General features: G+C 31.7%; 19 protein-coding genes. 12 read left to right on the forward strand and 7 right to left on the reverse strand.

The genetic code is table 11. The features are described from left to right. From HN587_01590 to HN587_01600, 3 genes are all read left to right on the forward strand, one after another. Positions 1–1588 (forward strand): hypothetical protein (locus HN587_01590; GenBank protein ID MBT7902525.1); only part of this gene is annotated, 1588 nt, incomplete at its 5' end. A 9-nt stretch (positions 1589–1597) separates the two neighbouring features. Beyond that, positions 1598–4084: an ATP-binding cassette domain-containing protein gene (locus HN587_01595; GenBank protein ID MBT7902526.1), complete on the forward strand. Its 2487-nt coding sequence runs from the start codon at positions 1598–1600 to the stop codon at positions 4082–4084. Positions 4085–4088: 4 nt separating this feature from the next. Then, entirely contained in the window at positions 4089–5735 is a 1647-nt protein-coding gene (locus tag HN587_01600) for a hypothetical protein (protein ID MBT7902527.1), read from the forward strand. A 229-nt stretch (positions 5736–5964) separates the two neighbouring features. On the opposite strand, the gene HN587_01605 is transcribed toward HN587_01600, so the two are convergent. After that, positions 5965–6417, reverse strand: coding sequence for a GNAT family N-acetyltransferase (locus HN587_01605; GenBank protein ID MBT7902528.1), 453 nt, complete (start codon positions 6415–6417; stop codon positions 5965–5967). 182 nt (positions 6418–6599) lie between these two features. Between HN587_01605 and HN587_01610 the strand changes: the two genes are divergently transcribed. Continuing rightward, positions 6600–7550, forward strand: coding sequence for a hypothetical protein (locus HN587_01610; protein MBT7902529.1), 951 nt, complete (start codon positions 6600–6602; stop codon positions 7548–7550). Between the two features lie 62 nt (positions 7551–7612). On the opposite strand, the gene HN587_01615 is transcribed toward HN587_01610, so the two are convergent. Then, a complete protein-coding gene (locus HN587_01615; protein MBT7902530.1) occupies positions 7613–8041 on the reverse strand; it encodes a hypothetical protein in 429 nt (142 codons plus the stop codon). Between the two features lie 189 nt (positions 8042–8230). Here HN587_01615 and HN587_01620 point away from each other — a divergent pair, with 189 nt between their 5' ends. From HN587_01620 to HN587_01635, 4 genes are all read left to right on the forward strand, one after another. Continuing rightward, positions 8231–9286 (forward strand): diguanylate cyclase, encoded by a 1056-nt coding sequence (locus HN587_01620; protein MBT7902531.1) that lies wholly within the window; start codon positions 8231–8233, stop codon positions 9284–9286. 418 nt (positions 9287–9704) lie between these two features. Beyond that, on the forward strand, positions 9705–13436 hold the full coding sequence (locus tag HN587_01625; GenBank protein MBT7902532.1) for a hypothetical protein: 3732 nt from the start codon (positions 9705–9707) through the stop codon (positions 13434–13436). A gap of 225 nt (positions 13437–13661) precedes the next feature. After that, complete coding sequence (hpt, locus tag HN587_01630) at positions 13662–14288, forward strand: hypoxanthine phosphoribosyltransferase (protein ID MBT7902533.1); 627 nt, start codon at positions 13662–13664, stop codon at positions 14286–14288. 74 nt (positions 14289–14362) lie between these two features. Beyond that, positions 14363–14761, forward strand: coding sequence for a hypothetical protein (locus tag HN587_01635; protein MBT7902534.1), 399 nt, complete (start codon positions 14363–14365; stop codon positions 14759–14761). A gap of 68 nt (positions 14762–14829) precedes the next feature. On the opposite strand, the gene HN587_01640 is transcribed toward HN587_01635, so the two are convergent. Further along, positions 14830–14973: a hypothetical protein gene (locus tag HN587_01640; GenBank protein MBT7902535.1), complete on the reverse strand. Its 144-nt coding sequence runs from the start codon at positions 14971–14973 to the stop codon at positions 14830–14832. A gap of 122 nt (positions 14974–15095) precedes the next feature. Between HN587_01640 and HN587_01645 the strand changes: the two genes are divergently transcribed. Both HN587_01645 and HN587_01650 read left to right on the forward strand, forming a co-directional pair. After that, positions 15096–15305, forward strand: a complete 210-nt coding sequence (locus tag HN587_01645; GenBank protein ID MBT7902536.1) for a 4Fe-4S binding protein — start codon at positions 15096–15098, stop codon at positions 15303–15305. A 62-nt stretch (positions 15306–15367) separates the two neighbouring features. Then, complete coding sequence (locus tag HN587_01650) at positions 15368–15793, forward strand: hypothetical protein (protein MBT7902537.1); 426 nt, start codon at positions 15368–15370, stop codon at positions 15791–15793. Between the two features lie 115 nt (positions 15794–15908). On the opposite strand, the gene HN587_01655 is transcribed toward HN587_01650, so the two are convergent. Continuing rightward, the gene (locus HN587_01655) at positions 15909–16487 is read right to left on the reverse strand and encodes a 50S ribosomal protein L15e (protein MBT7902538.1); all 579 of its coding nucleotides are present in this window, start codon (positions 16485–16487) and stop codon (positions 15909–15911) included. 251 nt (positions 16488–16738) lie between these two features. Between HN587_01655 and HN587_01660 the strand changes: the two genes are divergently transcribed. Next, a complete protein-coding gene (locus HN587_01660) occupies positions 16739–18280 on the forward strand; it encodes a glycosyltransferase family 4 protein (protein ID MBT7902539.1) in 1542 nt (513 codons plus the stop codon). Then, on the forward strand, positions 18246–19238 hold the full coding sequence (locus tag HN587_01665) for a hypothetical protein (GenBank protein ID MBT7902540.1): 993 nt from the start codon (positions 18246–18248) through the stop codon (positions 19236–19238). The genes HN587_01660 and HN587_01665 overlap by 35 nt, the downstream gene beginning before the upstream one ends. Positions 19239–19244: 6 nt before the next feature. On the opposite strand, the gene HN587_01670 is transcribed toward HN587_01665, so the two are convergent. The 3 genes from HN587_01670 to HN587_01680 all read right to left on the reverse strand — a co-directional run bounded on the left by HN587_01670 (position 19245) and on the right by HN587_01680 (position 21386). Beyond that, entirely contained in the window at positions 19245–19868 is a 624-nt protein-coding gene (locus HN587_01670) for a hypothetical protein (GenBank protein ID MBT7902541.1), read from the reverse strand. A gap of 21 nt (positions 19869–19889) precedes the next feature. Beyond that, positions 19890–20309, reverse strand: a complete 420-nt coding sequence (locus HN587_01675; protein MBT7902542.1) for a hypothetical protein — start codon at positions 20307–20309, stop codon at positions 19890–19892. 192 nt (positions 20310–20501) lie between these two features. Then, positions 20502–21386, reverse strand: coding sequence for a hypothetical protein (locus HN587_01680; GenBank protein ID MBT7902543.1), 885 nt, complete (start codon positions 21384–21386; stop codon positions 20502–20504). Positions 21387–21601 lie beyond the last annotated feature (215 nt).

Below are 21601 nucleotides of genomic sequence, written 5' to 3' on the forward strand. Positions count from 1 at the left end.
AAAACGAAAAGACGCAGGAGAATTAATTGGAGTGCACAGATACCCAAATCCAGAAACAGGACAATGGTATGGATTCCCAATAGAAGAAATAAATGAAGCACTTTCTCGAGGAGAAAAACTTTCAGAACAAATAGTAACATATGAACCAATAGAAGAAATTGTTAATACATTTAAATCAAAAGGCAACGTATGGACTTTACTTCACTTAATTCTTTTAGATGATATTAAATCAAGATTACTTGAAAGATCACCTGATGAAGCTCCAATTAGACTTGATCTAATGATTGAAACTTTAAAACAATATGTTGTTAATTACGCAAAGTTTGATAAAATTATTACAACTTATCCTAATAGATTATTAGAAGAAGACAAATTATATTTTGAACAAATGTTTGAATCTGCACGAGGCAAACTTGCAACCCTAACTACCATTGATTCATTTAAACTTATGAATGAATGGGCAGAACAAAGAGAATTTATGCTTATATATTTCCCAGGATATTATTATCATGTAGAAGAATATGCTCAAAATTACTTAAACACAATTATTGCGAATAAACCCCTCGAAGAAATTAAAGTACTCCCCTCTGTTAAAAAATTTGATCAAAAATCATTTACTAGTTTTTACGTTCTTAACGCCCTTGCGGCAGAACTTGGATTACCCGAAGTAATTGATGATAACATCCAAAGCGTAAGAACAATTCTTAATGAATTAATTGAAGGAAAACCACTCAGCGAAGGAACTCCAGTAACAAAAGATTTACTGAAATTAATTTTTGATGATTTTTTAATGGGTGCAGAAAAATATGCTAATGAAGATGAAGTTTTAGCAGCACCACCCCTAGAAATACTAGAAATACAATCTTCAAGAATGAGACTTGCATCAACAATAAGACAAGCAGAATATTGTTTAAATGCAGATCTTAAAACGCTCGCACTTAGTGTCCCACTAACCCACTTAACAGAACTATATTTCAGACAATTAATGTATCTTGCATCAGACACCCAATTATTTACTAATCCAGATAAACATGTGAGCACACAAACCCTCCGAAGATATCCAGTTCAAAAAGCCCAAGAAATATTTGACTCATTAAGTGGTGGACGAACACCAGAATTAATCCAGAGAGCAAAAATAAAAAGACAGCTAATGCCAGTCCACATTTCAACACTCGTTTATGAATTAGATTTGTTTGCCACATTTCACGCAATTGCTGCAACCCACAATCAAGATGTCGCACTAAAAATGGAAGAAACAAGACTTGAAATGTCCAAAGTATTTGCAGGATACAGAGATATGATTGGAACATACGGAATAGATAGAATAACTCAATTACAAGATGTTTGTTGGTTTTTAGAAGGAATTTCACAATTCATGTACAATTTTAACGATTCAACTCTGAAAGATGAAAGACATCCTTTTTTTTATATTGGAATAAGCATACCAGAATTTATTTCAGTTAATGGCTTTTTAAAACCCAAACCAGTAGCAGAACTTATTAAATTTTACGATTTGAATTTAAAATTTTTTAAACAGGAAAGAACACTTCCAGATCTTGAAAAATTAAAATCTGAAGAGAAAAATTAAAATAAAAAAATGAATATCCGAGATTTAGTTAAAAAAAGATTATTTATTACTCGAGAAGGATTTGCATATATTCCTAAACGCGTAACTAGTTTAACTGGTTTAGATATGATACCTCGAAATAAACTAGAGATTGAAGCAAATATTACAGATTATTCGGAATTAAGTTCTCCCAACTTAGTTGAAAGATTAACAGATTTAAGAATAACTAATCACGGTGAAGTTAAAGGAAAAGGTTTCGAAACATTTCTTAAATCATTAGACCCTTTTAAATTAAAGTTGGAAAGTATTGCAAAATTAAAAAAATTAAGAACACTTTCATTAGGATTTGAAGAATGTGGACTTCACTACTATGTGCCCAACCCAACACACAGAATTTGGGCTGCAGATCATTCATTTTTAGATTCGGATAATTTAAGAAAAACATTAGAAGAACTAGAAATTACTGCCTCAACAATAGATAGTTTGCAATTTTTGCAAGGATACTCATTAAGAAAAATTAAACTTACAGGATTGCCCAAACTAAAAAATACAGAAGGTTTAGATTCTCCATCAATCTTGGAAAGTCTTGAAGAACTAACAATCAAAAATACAGAAATAAAACAATGGGATTTTTTAAGAAGATATCAAAGATTGAGGAAATTAGTTTTACCAAACTATTCAACAAAACCAAATTTACATGCACTAAATAGCCCAAACTTACAATCAACCCTGACTGAATTATATTTATGTGAAGAATTTAAAAGTTGGAACAATCAGAATCCGACAACACTATTCGAATTAGACTTTTTAAAAAAATATCAGCAACTTCAAACATTAGTTTTTTCAGGAAGTAACATTATAGACTTCAGTGGTTTAAGCTCTCCCAAACTTAGCAAAACTATTAAAAAATTAGTCATGTTTGATTTAGTAGATCAACCTCTCCAAGTTTCTGATGAAACAATTAGATCGTTTAAAGAAGATACTGCAGATGATGATCGCACATTTAACCCTTACAGGGCATGGATTGAATTATTAAGCACCCGAAAAGAAGCAATTATTTTTAATCTCAAGTTAATACAAGAATACGAAGCATTAGAAGAGTTAAGCTTAGGAAACTTGTGGGGAGTTAAAGATTTTTCAGGATTACACAATCCCAATTACGCGAATACATTACGAAAACTTACCATAAATAGCGCACCATTTTTAGATAACGTAGATTTCTTAGACGGATATACTTTATTAGAAGAAATATGGATTAAAGATTTAGATAACAACTTTAGCGATAGAATAACCCCTCCTTTAAATGTCAGAGGATTGTCAAAACCAAAAGTTGCCACTAAGTTAAGAAGAGTTCACATTGACACTGACCAAGGAATTGCTGATTTTGATTTTTTACATAATTGTGAAATGTTAGACGAATTAGTTATTCGCGCACGCAATAGATCTCAAACACCAATAAATTTTGAAGGACTTTGTAGTGCAAGTGTAGCTCAAACATTAACACATTTATCATTATTTGACTTTGACGGATTGGAGAATTTAGATTTCCTAAACAACTACAAAAAATTAGAAAGACTAGATTTATACCAAATTACAACTATAAAAGATCATTCTGCAATTGCATCAGAAGGATTAGAACATACAGTGCGAGATGTTAGACTTCATTCATCAGGATTCTCAGACATAAATTTATTCAAAAATTATCAAAAATTAAAAAGACTGGACATAGGTTTAAGTTCAGTCAGAGATATTTCTAATCTACTTGAATTTGAAAGTGTTAAGAACGGAACATTACAATCAATAGAATTGCCAAAATATATTGATCTAATGAGGGTTAAAGATGGCAAATACGTAACTCAAGAAGTATTGCTAAATCTAAAAGCAAAAGGGATAAAAGTCAAAATTGGAGGGAAACTAGTTTTTGACGACAAACATTACAAATCTAAAGGTAAAGTATATGTTATTTGCGGACCCAGCGGCGCAGGAAAAACAACAATAATAAATTATTTAGAAGAAGAATTAAGTGTTAAAAAAGGAAGGAAAACTACAACTAGAGGTTATCGAAGCGAGGAAGAACGAACATCAAAAGTTATAACGTCTATAAACGATGACGAATATACCCAATTAGAATTAGAGGGAAAGCTAAAACTACAACATGATTTTTGTGGAAAAAAATATGGAATACACACAACTGATCTTTTAGAAGCACACACTACCGATCAAAAGTTTGTTTTTGATACTTGCGACATTGAATCTGCACTCGAATTAAAATCAGACTTTCCAGGACTTGTTGAATTAATTATACTTTTAACACCACCTCCTTTAGTTGAAAGAGGATTGATGAATCGACTTTCAAAATATCCTGCTAAAGCTCAAGAGACATTAAGAAGAATAGGGCAAATTCAAGAATCTGCAGAACAATTAAGAGCATATAAAACCCGAGTTAATCACTTTGTTGCAGAACCGAGCTATACTGCAAATCTAAAAATCATAAGAGAAATTATATCTGGCAATTAAAAAAATGACTGATTTACCTCCAGGAGCAAAAGTAATTGCGCCACCAAAATTAGACGATGATGATTATTGGTTAGATGAACTTCCAATATCACTACACGATTACATAGCTCAAAAAGGAAAACAAGTAACTGAACAAACAGAATTGCATTTCCCACTACCTGTTCGAGGAGAATTAGAAAGTTTAGCTGGAATTGAACGATTTGTAAACTTAAATTCAATATTTTTTGATGGATATAATCATGAAGTTAGTTTACTCAATCACTCATTTCTTAGAACTCATATAAACGATATGACATTCGTTTTTGAACCAAGAAAACACGTCGATGTTTGGTTTTTATCAGAATATGAAAAACTTAAAAGTTTAAGTTTAACAGGAGATGGACCTGAGCAATGGACTTGCAATTTTGGATTTTTAAAATCTCCAAATTTAATTAGAAGTGTGAAAAAATTAGTTTTAGGTTCTGTTGGTTCGACCAATTTTGAATACATTTCCCAATTAGAAAATTTAGAACAACTTGTAATACACTATTGTACCACTGCAGATGACTTTTCAGCTTTAGAAAGTGAAAAATTAAAAAGAAATCTCAAAAAAATCATAATTACCAATGCACCCAAACTCACAGATTTAAATTTTTTCGACGGATATTCAAAATTACAGAGATTAAGAGTTTCGGAATGCCCTAATTTAACAGATTTTTCAGCATTAAAAAATAAAAAATTAGAACAAACAGTAACAGATCTAAGTTTATTTGGAACTTCTTTTTCAGAACTTGAATTACTAAAAAACTATCAAAAAATTGAAAAAATGGATTTAACACGAACTCATGTAAGAGATATAAGCGAATTAATAAATTATCCATTTGTAGAAAACGGTGCTTTAAAAAAATTATATTTGCCTGATGAACTGGACTTAATGTTAGTTAAAGATGGAAAACTAATAAATCAAGAAACAATTGCAGAACTAAAACGAAGAGGTGTTCAAGTCAATATAAAAATAAACTTCACCCCCCCAGAAAGATTACAGGGAAAAGTTTATGTTTTGTGCGGACCTAGCGGTGCTGGAAAAACAACATTAATAACTCAATTAACAAACGTCGAGGGAATAACTCAATTAGCAAAAACTAGTACTCGACCAAAAAGATCACAACAAGAAACAGAACACAAGTTACAAACTCTATCAGTCCCAGATTTTATATCAGATTTAAATGAAGGAAAAATAAATGCAGGACACAAATTTTATGGACAATACTACGGTGTTCGAATGACTGACTTAGCAGATGCATACCTTTCAAAACAAACATACTTTCTTGACTTTGTTGAACCCGAGGCAGCATTTAAACTAAGAGAATCAAATAAAGGATTTGTAGAAGTAATATTATTATTGCCCTTCGCTAATTTAATCGAACAAGGATTACAACAAAGACTTGAATCATTAAATTACTCATTAACAGATGTTACTGGATTTTTAGAACAAGTTAATTTAATGAAATCTGTTGAAGCAAATATTGTTAACACAGAAGAGCGAATAAGAAATATTGCTGAAGAATACAAAAGAATTTCGGCATACGCACCATACGCAGATCATGTTTTATCAGGACTTGATTATAAAGAAAATATGAAACGAGTTATAAAAATAATGTCAAAACAATAGAACAAAATATAAAAAAAATTGTGCCCTGCAATCTCACACAACTGGTTACGCCCAGCTTGACATGCAAAAATGGTTTCGCATAAATGCTCAAGCCATTAGAAAAAAATTGTGCCCTGCCATCTCACTCTGTTTCACCGAATCTACATAAGTAGAACCTCGAAGAGCTTAAGGGACAGGGCTCAAAGCAATAGAAATGATTACTAGTTTAAAATGATTTGGGTCAATTTAATCATAATTTTTTCTCAAGAAATATTCTTGATTCTTCCCACGCATTATTTTTTTCAACACCAACCAAATAAAATCCTGAAAGAATTGCAAAGCAAATCATGTTTTTATGTTTGTTACGAGTTTTTAATGTGATAGTTTCATAACCTTTTTTTCTAACAAATTCTTCTTGTTTTTTTGAAAGTAATTTTGCAATACCTTTTCTCCTATATTTAGGAATGACTCCACCCATCCAAGTATAAAAAGTTTTTTTATTAACTTCATACCCAATCTTAAAACCAACCAAGTTATCTCCCACATAAGCGATTAAAATTAAATGATTTTTGCCTTCCAATCTAGTAATGAAATCTTTAAGAACATAAGGCTCATCAAACTCAGGAATTTGAGAATTAACAAAACTTGCTTCTTTAATAGAACCAATTTTAATTACAATATCTTCGCTTGAAACTTCAGTCATAAAAATACTGAATGATTTCAAACATATAATTCTTTCTAAAAATTTTGTTTTAAATAATGTTTTAGTTATATATAAATAATAAAATATAATTAATAAGCAGAAGATTCTCAAATATATTCATTCTAAAGCAATCATTCAACAAACTAACAGTTTTTAAATGCGAAAGTCGTCGCTTAAATAAAATGAAAACAACAATTACAACAATCGCACTTCTCACCGCACTTGGAATTGGAATAAGTGAAGCACAAGCTGATGTAACTCCAACTTCTTTATCCCCTGAAGATGCAATAGCATCTGATGAACCAAAACATAGATTTGTAATTTCCCCACTATTTAATTATCGATGGGCACCTGAAAGTCCTGCAAATAAAGAATTTATGGCAGCAGATGTAGAATTACTCGATTCATTTGGGCTTACCGATTTTTTAAACGTAAGTGAACAATTACCTGCAATAGGCCTTGAAGTTGGATATGGACCAAATTTTCCACTTCTACTTCCAAGAGATGAATTAACCGCATTCGTTTCATTTTTATATTCATCATCAGCACTATTTGGAGAAGAAGTAACATCAAGAACATTTAGCCCAATTTTTGATCCACTACCACTTGATCATCCTGATGCAACTGCAACATTTACAAATCAACTTCACACATATGCTTCGATTGGAGCAGGATTTACTTATGCGCCACACCAAATTGGAAGTGAAAAAACAGTTATGTTTAGTCCAATAGTTGCATTTTATTTAGGTGCAGCATACAAAGATTTTGAAACAAGATCACACATACCACTAGATGCAGATTTAATCGGACAACCAATTAATGCAAATAGTCCAGATCTTCGATGGAAAGACATACTAAATCCAATGGGAGTATACGAAGATACACTTACCGTTACAAGAAGTAAAGGCTGGTCATATTGGTTAAAACCAGGAGTAGGATTTGACTTAAAAATAATTGATCAAATCAAACTTAGTTTTATTGCAGGATACATGTGGGAATTTTTCCCCGGACTCGAAATAGAACAAACAATGTATTTTAATGGGGAACCGCAAGAAACAAAAAAAGTAGAAATTGATGACACTTTACACGGACCATATGTAGAAGCAAAAATTGGATGGGAATACAAATTCTAATTTAATCTACACCCAAGTTACAGTTGTTTTAATTAAAAACAAAAAAAGAAAAAATATTTTTTTTATTCTTCTAAATATTCAATACTAATGTTTCGCTTAGTGATTGATTCATTATGACAAAGAGCATACCACTCAAAGATTTGTTCATTCTTTAAAGTATGAGTTTCTGTATCAAAATCTTCAATCAAAGTCTCATTTAAATAACAATTAGTTGTTAACTTAACTTTTGCATCATCACCAAAATTTACGATAACCCAGAGTTCTTGACTTCCAGAAAGTTTACCCGGAACACTACTAATAGTATTACCAACTTTTCTTGCAACAACATTATAATCAAGTTCAACAGTTAAATTTTCTTCAACAGACTCGTTAGACTCAACCATAATTACTGGCTCATTAACAGTTTCTAACTCAACAGTTTCTGCATCAAGCGTACAACCAATAACAAAAACTGAAAGCAAAACAATAGCTACAATTAATAATAATCTCATTTTAACAAATTAATAATTCTTAAGTTTATAATAGTTTGGTAACTACTAATTGTAACGTTTTCGATTTAATCATCTTAAACTTTATCACACTTAAAACAATAATAATTAATTTAAAAAAAATTTGTAACTCGTTACCACTCCATAACAGAAAAACTTATAATGGTTAATGCGAAATTAAAAAAAGATAATATGAGAAACATAAGACGAACAATTCAACCTGGCGGCGGCAAACCCATCATTAGACCGCATGACCTTGAAGATAAAACAAGACACAGCATATTAGTCGTAGCCTCAGAACACGACATAACTGATCATTATACCCAATACTTGTATCCAGAAGGATATGAACGAATATATACTGCCAGCAGCGTTTTAGAAGCTCAAGATATTCTTGAAAGAACAATTCCCGACATAACTATTGTCGACTTAGATCGAAGATTTGAAGGTCCCGTAACAGGCATTGAATTAATAGAACAAATTGTAATGGACTGGGATGTTCCCACAAATTTTTTAGTTGTTAGCGAAGATGTTGACACAATTACAACTGCAACCGATCAGTGGGCAATGGATTATATTTTAGCACCATTTGGACCACAAAACTTATGCTTAAGAGTAAAAAAATCAATTGTAGATTCAATCATTAGAAAAGGCTCAACAACAGATTTACTAACTGGCCTCACCAATAAACAAGTATTTCTTGATCAATTACACAGAGAAATAAGCGGATTTCACAGAGATCCAAGTGAACCAGTATCAGTAGTTAGTTATGATATAGATCGGTTTAAAAGAATAAATGATACATACGGCCACGTAGAAGGAGATCGAGTTTTAATTGAAGTTGGAGCTCAAGCAAGAAGAATTCTGAGAGCAAAAGATATTAAGTCAAGATGTGGTGGCGAAGAATTTGGAGTATTAATGGCAGGAACACCATTCAAATTTGCAAACTTAGGATATAATCGATTTGCAGATTATTTTAGATCTAACCCTCAAAGATTAAGACAAAATGGAGGCCATGTTGACGAAATAATAACTTTTAGTGCAGGAATTGCAACACTTACTGAAGAAATATACTGCAACCAATTAGCAAAAATGTATGATTTAAAAACTGATGAAGGCGTGCGCGAAGTTGCGGAAAGAATGCTTGAGTGCGCAGATAAAGGATTATACTTTGTAAAAAAAAATGGACGAACTGGAGTCTATGAAGAAAACGCATTTGCATTACTTGACGAAATATTAGGCAATTAGAATCAATAATTAGCAATCTCAACTCACTTTTTTCTAAAAAAAAATAATAAAAACTACCTAAATTTAAACCCATAAAGCTTTATGAAGCTTTACACAAGTGTCTTTATTAATAATTTCTACCTAACTTTATGATGCTTAGAACTTCCTCTGCCACTCCCTTTTTTTTGTTAAACGTTGGCAAGCATCAAAAATTAGCCAAAATTGGCAAGTTTAAATGTATAGTCTAGAGTAGATAAATATTTAAATAACGACTGATACTATTCAACAATAATAAAAAATAGGGGTGGCGCATTTTTTAGGGTTAAAAACGATCAAATCAGCCTTAAAAAACGCATTTGAGAAGTAAACACTGGCTAGAGCTAGAATTATCCTTTTCACAATTATATAACTAATAAATAATTATTAGGGGGTCTTTAATATGACAAAAAATATGTTTATTTGCTTGTTTACGTTAATACTACTTGTTTTTAGCGTAGTTTCTGTTTCAGCAGCACCAAGCTTAAATGATTATCCAGACATTTTCAAACAAGGAAATGATGTGGAAGTAAATATCATCGCACCAGACAATGCAGATTATTTAGATATGGGAGCTGCATATTCTCTACGAAATACAATCAAAGCACAGAATAATTGTTCTGATGTAAATGTTGACTGTGAAGTTAGAGTATATGGCGCAGATCATGCAGATATTCCTTTAGGAAATGCAATCTGGTTAGGAAATGATTGTAATAATCACTTCATCACTGCGTTTATTCCAGGAGCTTGTCCAAACGGTCAAAGTGTTTTAGAACAAATGCCAGAATCCATGGTCTTATTAGACAATGTTGGCGGCCAACAAGTATTATTAATCCTAGGAGCAACACAATACGATTACTTATTAGGAGAACAACTAATTGAAAAATACCAAAATTTTTCTAGTTATTTAACAGATGACGCATTTATTCTATCAGATATGTTTTTGGACACACTAAAAATTTATCCATCAGATAATGCATCTGCTCAAGAACTAACACTTGAAAAAGCACATTCACTAAGTGTTTCAACTAACTTCAAAGTTCTAAATAACAATACACTAAATGTAGGGGATTTCTCAGTTGAATTAACAAATTTAACAATGGGAAATGAAGTAATTGATGCTAGTACTCAAGCAACATTTAACACCAACAAATTTAGTTTAAACGGACTTGAAGAAAAAGAAATTAGTTTAACCCTTATTGTTCCTGATCTACAAAAAGCAGGAGATTATACTGGAGATATTCTATTCAAACATAAAGAAAATATTTATGTGAATTTACCAGTAACTTTGACTGTAACATCCACCCCCGATGTAGCAGTAAGTTATGTAACTCCTGACAATTTCTTACAAGGATCAACCCAAGAAATGCAATTAAGTATTGCAAATATTGGAAATGATGATATCATCGGAACATATGAAATGACTGATTTCATGAAAGGAAACGATCAATTATTATTTTATCCACAAAATGGAGCGTTCCCAATTTTTATTGATTACTTAAATCAAACAGATAATAAAAACGTTACTCTTGATTTAACATTCGTTGCAGCAAATGATCAACCTGTAGGAACATACAGTTCAGTAATGACATTAAATTACGAATTAAACAAAACAAAAACTGCAAACGTATATGTAACAATTCAAGAAGTAAATGATGCAATCACCATAACTCAAGAACCAAACACAGTATCAGTAAGTCAAGGAGATCAAACAACATTTAATGTTACTCTACAAAACTTAGGAAATATTGATGTAAGTGGAACTTATAGTATGAATGATAAATTCAAAAGCGGAGCAAATGAAATTAGCTTTAGCGGAATGAGCACAAGCGGATCATTTGATTTAAATTATATTAATAACACAGACAAAGGAGATAAAACCTACTCAGTAGACGTAATAGTTCCAACTGATGCACCTGCAGGATTATACACTGCAAACTTAAATGTAACTGCCGCAGATAATAACTATACAAAACAACTAAAGTTTACTGTTTTAGAATCTACTCCTAGCGTTTTATTAAATGTAGGAAGTTCACCTAGCACACCACCAGGACAAACAGTTCAACTAAATGTTTCAATCACCAATGATGGAAACACCGATGTTAGCGGAACATATGTTTTACCTGAATTTTTAACAAGTGCTAATGGAGATAACCTAAGTTATACAGTTACAAACGGTGCAAAAACTGGAAGTTTCAGCTTACAATATGATTCAACCACACAAGCACAAAAAGTATTCGCACTAGAATTTAGTGTTCCTGAAAGTCAAGCACAAACAACATACACTGGAGACTTTAATGTAAGTTATGAAAATGCAATTTTTGCAAAATCAGGAAATGAAACTGCACAACTAAGTGTTGTTGTAGAACCAATCTTGACAAGCATGAGTACATTAAGTACAACTTCTGGAAAAGTAGTTCTTGATAGAACAGTTCCTCAAGTAATTACTGATTCAGGAAACAACGCAGGATTTGTTGTAAAAAACAATGGAAACTGGCCATTAACAATTACAGTTCAGAAAAACGACTTAACATTAAACGCAAATAATGTTATTAGTAAAGATAACTTAGTAGTTGATGTGACAAGTTTTACTATCGGTGTTGGCGAAGAAAAGAACTTAACAATTTCAACAACTTTAAGTGCACAAAATTGGAAATTATTAACCAGCGGAACATATACAGGAAATTTAGTTCTTGCACACTCTGCGGAAAATTATACAGTTCCAGTAAGTTATGTACTTGAAAACGCAGTTTCAGCAGTTACCATGGGCAATGTAAATTATCCAGAATCAGACGATGATGACTTAGTTAATGGAAGTGTTACAGTAACAAATACTGGAGCCGTAACATTAAGTAATTTAGTATTCGAAACAACTGCTGCAGCAACTACAATTACAAACTTAGCACAGTTACCAAGCACACTTGCACCTGCTGAAAGTTTTAGTGTTAATTTAGAAACACAACTTAGCTCAAACTTTACTGGTGGAAAAGATGTTAAAATTGGAGACTTAAAATTAACTTCAAATAAAATCAACAAAACAAGTGGAATCTATACAAACATCCAAGGAAAACTTGAAATCACCAAAGTTAAATTTGGCGGAAGTTCAGTTGATTCAGATGGAGATACATTCAGTAAAGAATTTGAACCTGGCGACACATTTGAAGTCATAGTTTATTTAGAAAACTTATTCACCGATGATGAAGACATAAATATTGAAGACATCGAAATTGACGTAGTAGTTAAAGGTGTTGGCGAAGACGAAGATGACGTAAGTGGAGACGCAGAAATTAGTAAACTAAAAGCAGATGAAAAAGACAGCGACACAATTACTTGGGATGAAGACAATGAAATCGACTTTGATTCCGAAAGTGGAAAACACGAAGTAACAGTAAAAGTATCAGGAGAAGATGAAAACGGAATCACCCACGAAGATGAATGGACACTTGAAATCGATGTTGAACGCGATAGTGGACTTGCATTCGAATTTACTGATATCGAATTAAGTAAAGAAACAGTAACATGCGGAAGCAGCTTTACAGTATATGTTGATGGACGAAGTGTTGGAGAAAATGATAAAGATAATGTTTATTTATTAATCCAAAACTCTGACTTAGAAATTAGTGACAAAAACACATTCGATATTGGAGATTACCAATCAGATGATTGTGATGCAATTGAAGAAGATGACGAAGGATGTAGTGAATTTACTTACAGTAAAACATTCACCGTTGCTTCAAACACAAAAGCAGGAACATATCCAATCACAGTTAAATGGTGGCCTGAACTTCAAGAAACACTAAACTTAAAAGTTGTATGCGGAGATGATGACTCATCAAGTAGCAGCCAGTCAAGTAGTAGTTCAAATGGAAATAGCGACAACAGTAACGCAAATACTCCAACAAGTAATGGAGTTAGCACAGGATCAACACAAAGTGGATTAAGCTTAAACTATGCAGGAGGAGAATCTCAAATTCCATCACCTGCATCAAGCGCATTTGCAACAAAAGTTACTGACACAACAAGCAAACAAGTACAAGGACTTAGCGATGGAGTATATACAGCATTACTAGTATTGTTGAACATACTAATCATCGGAGGAATTATTGTTGCTTTAGCAGTTTACTTGAAAAAGTAAATTGAAGGTCTAGTTACTAAAAATTTTTTAAAATTTTTTCTTTCTTCTCTTATTTTTTTATTATTCTTTTATTCTAGAAACTTCAATTATAAAAAAAGTATTTTTGCAAGAAATATATTCTCTATATAGGTTAACTATTTTAATAAACATTCATTATGTTTATTTATTTTAATTTTAATTAATTTAATTGTAATTAGTTTAATTATCATATTTAGAGGTAAAAAAATGAGTGAATCATATGTATTTAGAAATATTCAAGGAGAACCACTTAAAGATTTAGATGAAGCAAAAAGACTTTGGATCCCACCAAGATATAGATCCGATGCAAAAGGACTTTTGTTAACTCAAGAAGAAATAACTGATTGTGTTGATCATCTTGCAGCCAAAATAAATCAAGATTATGCTCACGTAACAACCGAGAATCCACTCATATTAATTGGAGTATTAAACGGATCCGTAATGTTACTTCCCGATTTAATGAAAAAACTAAATGTTCCCGCAATAGAGATGGACACAATAAAAGTAGAAAGTTATGGTGGCGGAAAAACTAGTGCGGGACACGTTAGACTCGAAAAAGACTTAGGCAGAGACCTAGAAGGAGTACACGCACTCGTTGTAGAAGATATAGTTGATACAGGCAGAACAAATCAATACATAATGGATGCAATACTTCGACCAAGAGGTCCTAAAACACTTGAAATGATTTCTTTATTAAGTAAACCCAGCAGACGAGTAGTAGATGTTGATGTCAAATATGTTGGTTTTGTAATTGATGATCATTTTGTAATCGGATATGGCATGGATTACGAGCAGAATTTGAGAAACTTACCATTTGTTGCAGTAATGGACTAATTTATTCTTTACTTTTTTATTATAGGGGTTGTTTTCACAAAAAGTTTATAAATATTAATTTCTGCCAAAAATAGATGTTAGTTGTAAACGTTAGATTTCAAAAAATAGAGATAGACAATTTCAGTTTAAAAGATAGTGTTGCAACACTCAAACTATTCTTTAATGATGGAAATAATAAAGCACTTTTATTTGACACTAAACTTTTAGATGTAGAAAAAGATGCACACGCAATAGTTAATCGAGTACGACAATACGAAAAAGAACTTAATCAAAAAAATTCTTATCAAAATGATACATTTCTAGATAGCTTTGTTAATGTAGTATTAGAAAACGAAGAAGCAATCGAAGAAAAAATAAAAGCGTATCTTCGAAAAGTAAAAGATGGAGTAACACGAGTTAAAACTCACCGCAGTGCTACCGGATACCTAGATATTGTTAATCAAATCAAAGGGATTAAAACCAGTTTAGAATAAAAATTTTATAGCTCATTCTAATTATTGAGAGATATTAAAAATAATAATTAAATTATACAATATAATAATTAAACATCTCTAAGAATCTGTGTTGCAGTTGATTCTGTACGCAATGTTCCTTGAGTACTACAATAAGGACATCTTCTAGGTTCTGCATCCGTTTTTGGAACAAACCGATAATTACATTTCATACATCTATAATTTTTAGCCATTAACCTCACATCTTAATTAATAAAAAATTATTCACCTCAATATAAATTATGAACTAAATAATATTTAAACTTTATGAGAAAAAAGGAATCATTTTTATATATGTTAAAAAAATTTAAGAAATATGCCAATAAAAATTAATTACGAAATATGTTGTTGGAAAGAAGGAAAATGCACTCAATGTACTTGTAAAGGTGCATGTAATGGTTGTGTTGAAGTATGTCCCGTCGATGCGTTAACCAGAGGACAAACTGTTGAATTTAACCCCGAAAAATGTATTGATTGTGGCGCATGTGTTGAAGCTTGCAAACACAACGCAATTACTATGAGTTAAATATTAACTTAAAATAACCTCATTCCAAACAATTTACTAAATTTAAAAGAGAAACTAAAAAAATGGTAGAATTTAATCCAGACGGAAGTTTAAAATTACCAGGTCAAGTTCTAAAAAGAAAAGCAGAAGCAGAGCACAGATTAAAACATACTAAATGCATAAAAATTATTCGAGAAATTGTTAATTTTGATAGTCCAAAAAAATGCGTTCTTAGATTAATTATTTCCGATGCAATTTCAGATAACCGATTTGTTGAATATATTCACAACGAATTTAGAAAAATTGCAAATGTTCCCACAAAACTAGTTAAACAAAACGAAAAAGAGTTTGAAATTGAAGTTGGAACTGATTTTAAACGATGTACCGACTGTAAACTTCTACGACATCGATATCGACAACAAATGCAAGGCTGCATAATCGAAGACAAAGGTAATTGCACATTCTCAGATTTCAGAAAAAGCTTTGGTTATGAAGATTACTTTGATTGATGAACATAATAAACAATCAATAACTAATTAATAAACTTATAATAACACAAAATAGAAATAAAAAGATAAAGAAAAATATGATGAAAAAAATTTAAAACAAAAAAAAATATTTAATTTATTTTGCTTTTCTTTGGTTTGCTCTTTGACCTGGCCGAATCTTTTCTGCACCTTGTCCCTTCTTTCGAAGTCCTCTAGCTTTTTTACCAGCAGAAGTTAATCCACGCATAACACGACGTTTGTTTGCAGGACTTGCAACCCAACCAAGAGTTTTATCTTTAATAATCTGTGGATGATCACGGTCAGCCAAAAGTACTTCGTACCAATATGACTTACCATCTTGAGCAACCCAATAACTATTAAGAATTTCACAATTAGGATATTTTTTCTGAACACGCTCTTCAGCAATTTGTTGATAATTTTTACCAACAATTTTTGTTCTTCGCATGTGTTTAGGTCTACGTCCACTTTTAAACTGTTCACGCATACGTCCACCACGGCCAATACGTTGTCTTACAACAATGATACCTGGTTTTGCCCTATAACCTAATGAACGAGCCCTATCTAACCTAGTAGGACGTTCAATACGAACTGAAACTGGCTCTCTACGCCATTGAAGAAGTCTTTCACGCCATAACTCTGGCATATTCTCTTGTGGTTTTTTCCAAAGAGCTCTAATATATTTTAAATAACCCATTTTACACGGCCTCCATAATTTTGCTTAATTAAGCGCTCTAAACTTGTTAAAACGCTTTATTTTGAGATTCAGATAAGCCAATACCCACATTTCTCAAGAGTTAAAAAAATGGTTTCATTTATAAATCTTTAGCTAAACTAGCAACATAAAAGAGTAAAATAACCCGGATTTAACGAATGAGCAATTGTTTAAAAAACAAATGAATTAATTTTAAATACTCCGACTAAATATCACACTCAAAGGGAAACCATATGGAACGAAAACAAATAGGTATCGTAGCTTCTAGACTCATGGGTGCGGATTCCATAGGGATGGAATCTCAAAAATGGATAGATAAACTTCTAGAAATGGGTTATAACCCCCACTTAATATGCGGAAAACTAGAAGAATCATCAAATCTACCAAACATAGAAATTCCTGAACTAGATTACAAACACAGTGAAATACGCGCAATAAAGCGAATGGCATTTGAATCCCCCTTAGATAAAGCAGGCCAAAAAGCATTCTACATCTTACTTGACAACATGGTTAAACGAATTAGAAAACCATTAAAATCATATTTAGAACAAAACAAAATATCATATCTTTTAGTTGAAGATGCACTAAGTTGTGGTCGAAACCTACCTATGACTCTCGCACTTAACAAAATCATAACTGAACTAAAACTTCCAACACTAGGAAAACATTACAAACCATTTTGGGAAATAAATTATTTTACTAAACATGCAAACATACCAAAAATAATTAATCAACTTCCATCCAACTCAAAAAAAATTACACACATAACAAACAGCGAACACATAAGCCAAGGACTAACAAAAAAATCAAAACTTCCAAGTAAAGTAATACCTCACTTAATAAATTTTAATTCTTTAAGAAAAAAAGATGATTACAACAAAGATTTTAGAAAAGACTTTGGAATAACAGACGATCAAATAGTAATATTACAACCAACAAAAATAAGTAGAGTAAAAGGAATGGAAAAATCAGTAAAACTTCTTTCAGAAATAAATAAAGCAACAAAAAAAGATAACGTACTAATAATCACTGGACCTCCCGTATATCACCGAGGAAACTATTTCGAAGAAATAATTAATAAGATAAATAAACTGGGAGTAAAAGTTATATTTGCGCACGATAAAATATTTTTACGACGACATGTTAAAAATCAGAAAAAATATTATTCAATAGGTGATGCATACGTAAATTCTGACATAATCTCATTTCCCTCAACAGGACCTAGTTTTGGAAATCCCGTTTTAGAAGCAATGGCTTACAAAAAACCAATATTTGTTAATGATTATCAAAACCTAAAAAACTTTTTAGACAAAGGTGCTAAATTAATAGTAACCAATCAAGCAATAAGTCAAGAAAATGTTAGTGACGTATGCGAACTAATATTTGATGAGAAAAAAAGAAAAGAAATAGTAAATCATAATTTTAAACTCGTAAAAAAACATTATGATATCAAACAACTAAATGACACAATAAAAGAAATCATACAATCATATGAAACCGAATCTGCATTTACTTGGTTAACTCGCCAAGCTAAAAAAGTAACAAAAATTTCAGATAGGATTTCTGAAACAATTATCCCTGATTTCATGAAATCAGGTAAACCTGTTAATAATAAATCTCGACAAGCACATAATAAAGCCCGTACAACAGATTCAAATTCAATAAAAAAATCACAAAAAAGAAAAACAAAGAAAGAAATACCTTCAATATTAAACGAGTATGAAAAACTAAGTCAAGAAAATGAACCTAAAAAAAGAGGAGACACAAAAACCTAATTCAATTTCAATGCAAAAAAAACAAGTTTATTTAGTAAAAAAAGGATGCCCAATTTGCAGAGGAGATTTGAAAGGAAATGATCTTGTAAACTACTTCTGTAAATCTTGCAACATACTATTCACTCGAAAAGATATTAGACCTTGGGATATTCGAAAAAGAGAAATTGAAGAAGCCGATTCTGAAAATTGTGAAAAAACTGAAACTAAAAAATCAAAATATTCTGATTTAGGAAAAGTAATTCCAACACCAATTAATCCTGAAGAAATAAATTCAGAGATTGATTCTGAGGATAATTATGTTGAAGAAACCGTTGAAGTTAAACCAGCAGAATCACAATCCGAAGTTGATGATTCTTTAGCGAAACCTGTTGAAAAAATAGTAGACGACCCTGCAGAAATTTTAGAAGATGCAAATAAATCAGAACAAGAAGAATCACAAGAATTAATACAACCCGACTCAACAGAAGATACTGATGAAATAATGGACATACTAACTGGCAAAACCACAGAAGAAGACGGAATGCAAAAACCTGACGCTCCAATTGATGCTGAGTTTAGTGAAATTGAAGATACTACAACTGATGAAGATTTTGAAGAAACTGAAACTGCAGTTATTGAACAAGTAACTGAAGAACCAAAAGCTATTGAACAAGTAACTGAAGAACCAGAAGCTATTGAACAAGTTATCAAAGAACCTGAACCAGAAGTAATCAAACCAGTAACCAAAAAAGTAATCAGATCAAAAAAAGATGAATATTCCCTCGAAGCAAAAGAAAAAATTATTGCAAGTAAAGAAGCAAATAAAATACACTCAGGAACATGTCATTTTGTTGCAAAAATTCAACCAGAAAACAGACTATACTTCCCAACAATAAAAGAAGGCGAGTCCAAAGGATACAAATTATGTGTGTGTTTACGAAGACTTAAATTCATACAAAGACATAATAAAAAAGAATAAAAAAAATTAACCAATTTTTTCTAATAATAATTGTAATGCAAAGTGATAATTAGCCAAAGCCCGCACAGATGTTGTTTCTTGATTTGTATGATAATTAGTTGAAGGTAATTGAACCATCGTACCATTATACTTGCCACCAGTTTCTGCAACTAAATGTCCTAGTTCAGTTTTTCCCAAAGACTTTGGTTTTTTTGAATGAGAACTTGCGTTAGCCGCAGCAATTATTTCATCTTTCATTTCGTACCCAATACGTTCGGAATCACAAGAATCCCTTAATGCACTAACTAGCCCAGCATTAAATTCAGCAAATGCATCACGATTTCTTAATGCAATAACTCCCCTATCAATAGCATCCAAGTTAGGGTAAGGAGTTGTGTCTAGAACAATTAAGTTATCAGTTTGAATTCCTGCGGAATCTAAATATGATTTAGTATATCTCCAACTTAAACCAATCTCTTCATCAGCAGTAAACAAAACTCTACCATCAAAACCCTCATCAATTAATTGCATGGCAACTGCAACACAAATAGCATTATCAATTTGACCTGAAATGTAACCCCCATCAACAGTTAACCCATTCGAATATCCAATAGCAATTCCAGGACGTAGTTGACCCTCAAATTCAGGAATTTGAAATGTTAATTTTCTTGATTAATAATCTAAATCAAATCCTGTAACCATTCCAGTTCCAAAATTATCTTCAGTTTTAGGATCATACGCAACAACAGTCTGACCTACAAATCGTTCTCCAGATTTTTGAAAAATAGCCTCACTAGTCTTTTGTGCCTTTACAGGATTTTGATGAAAATTAGCATACTCAAATTCTCCCCTTTCATTAACAACAATACCTAATCTGTCAACATGAACTGATAAAATTATATCAGAAGGATTTTTGGGCGCTAGCACTAACAACTTATTACCTAAATCCCCTTCAAGCCAAATATTCCTATGTCTATATTGAGTAATTAAACTTTGAGCATGAAGATGATCTAAAAATCTTTGTTCATGTCCAACAACCGCTGGAACTGCTAAATAGTCTCTCGTTTTTTCAATTATTTTTTCTACAGACATAAACGTCTTTGATAACTTGATCAGTTATAAAAATTATCATTATAGCAAATATATAATTGCAGCAATAGAATATAGATCATTAATTTTAGTTATGATTATTAAATAAAAAAAAAAAGAAAAAAATAAAAGAAAAGGAGGTAAGCCTTTCTTTTAAAAGATTTAAAAAAAACTATAAAAAATTTTTAAAAAAATTTAAAACTCTACTTCTAATTCGGGAGCTCTATTCATATCTTCTACTGTTACCATTACTGTTTTAGTTACAACATGATTTCCATCATTAGCGGTAATTACAACTTCGTATTCACCCTCTTCATCATAACCAATGTCTTTTGTATTTGTAGTCATCCAACCACTATAAGCAACTGTTACATAATCTCCGTCAGGATCAGATACAACTGGCTTAAGAGTAATTGTTTCTCCTTCATTAAGTGTGATTTCAGTAAGAACATCAATCATCGGTGCTTTATTACTACTTAAAACAACAACCATAATTTCTTGAGTAGTTGTAGCTTTTCCGTCAGTAACACTAACATCAACTTCGTATTCTCCTTGATCACCCTCTTTCGTTTGCCACTCTCCATCTTCGTCAAGTGGGTTACCGAATGTGTATTCAAGTTCGTCACCATCTGGGTCATTAGCTCTAACATTTAATTTAACTAATTCTCCTTCAGTAACAGTTAAAGTTGCTTTATCACTTCCAACATTAGCAGGAACCCAAACAGGTGCTGACGTCGTTTCTGAAACTGGGCTAACTTCAACCACAGGTTCTGATTCAACTTCAACTGGTTCAACTACTACAGGAGTAGGTTCAATAACAACTTCAACAGGAGCTTCTTGTGCAGGCTCCATAATTAATTTTTTCTTTTCAGTAGCAGGTTCTACAACAACTTCTACATCAGCTTCCACTGGCATAGGTTGTTCTACAGGTTCAGCTGTAGGTTCCGCTGTTGGTACAGGCATTGGACCAGGTTCTTGACCAGCCTCTGGAGCTTGATAAGGAACTTGATATCCAGTACATCCAACTAGAAACAACAAAATTACCGCAATTACTGAAACAACTATGAGATTTCGCCTCATTTTATCACCTCGTATTTATTAAATACTCACCTCTAAGTATTTTCATACTGTTTTTGCTATTGAAGAATAATACCATACTATATAAATTTTATGATAGTGAAAACTGCTCTAATATACCTATCAAACAGAGACTATCCTCGAGGAGAACTATTCGTCTTAAACTTGTGACACTGAAAATAAAAATCATTTAAAAACTCTTTTTAAAGTTTAAAAAT

Source organism: Candidatus Woesearchaeota archaeon (genome assembly GCA_018675335.1).
In the GTDB taxonomy this organism is placed as follows: domain Archaea; phylum Nanobdellota; class Nanobdellia; order Woesearchaeales; family UBA11576; genus JABJCP01.

Coding starts and splice junctions, on each gene's coding strand:
- HN587_01595 (MBT7902526.1), top strand. CDS start 1,598: ATGAATATCCGAGATTTAGTTAAAAAAAGATTATTTATTACTCGAGAA.
- HN587_01600 (MBT7902527.1), top strand. CDS start 4,089: ATGACTGATTTACCTCCAGGAGCAAAAGTAATTGCGCCACCAAAATTA.
- HN587_01605 (MBT7902528.1), bottom strand. CDS start 6,417: ATGACTGAAGTTTCAAGCGAAGATATTGTAATTAAAATTGGTTCTATT.
- HN587_01610 (MBT7902529.1), top strand. CDS start 6,600: ATGAAAACAACAATTACAACAATCGCACTTCTCACCGCACTTGGAATT.
- HN587_01615 (MBT7902530.1), bottom strand. CDS start 8,041: ATGAGATTATTATTAATTGTAGCTATTGTTTTGCTTTCAGTTTTTGTT.
- HN587_01620 (MBT7902531.1), top strand. CDS start 8,231: ATGAGAAACATAAGACGAACAATTCAACCTGGCGGCGGCAAACCCATC.
- HN587_01625 (MBT7902532.1), top strand. CDS start 9,705: ATGACAAAAAATATGTTTATTTGCTTGTTTACGTTAATACTACTTGTT.
- hpt (MBT7902533.1), top strand. CDS start 13,662: ATGAGTGAATCATATGTATTTAGAAATATTCAAGGAGAACCACTTAAA.
- HN587_01635 (MBT7902534.1), top strand. CDS start 14,363: ATGTTAGTTGTAAACGTTAGATTTCAAAAAATAGAGATAGACAATTTC.
- HN587_01640 (MBT7902535.1), bottom strand. CDS start 14,973: ATGGCTAAAAATTATAGATGTATGAAATGTAATTATCGGTTTGTTCCA.
- HN587_01645 (MBT7902536.1), top strand. CDS start 15,096: ATGCCAATAAAAATTAATTACGAAATATGTTGTTGGAAAGAAGGAAAA.
- HN587_01650 (MBT7902537.1), top strand. CDS start 15,368: ATGGTAGAATTTAATCCAGACGGAAGTTTAAAATTACCAGGTCAAGTT.
- HN587_01655 (MBT7902538.1), bottom strand. CDS start 16,487: ATGGGTTATTTAAAATATATTAGAGCTCTTTGGAAAAAACCACAAGAG.
- HN587_01660 (MBT7902539.1), top strand. CDS start 16,739: ATGGAACGAAAACAAATAGGTATCGTAGCTTCTAGACTCATGGGTGCG.
- HN587_01665 (MBT7902540.1), top strand. CDS start 18,246: ATGAACCTAAAAAAAGAGGAGACACAAAAACCTAATTCAATTTCAATG.
- HN587_01675 (MBT7902542.1), bottom strand. CDS start 20,309: ATGTCTGTAGAAAAAATAATTGAAAAAACGAGAGACTATTTAGCAGTT.
- HN587_01680 (MBT7902543.1), bottom strand. CDS start 21,386: ATGAGGCGAAATCTCATAGTTGTTTCAGTAATTGCGGTAATTTTGTTG.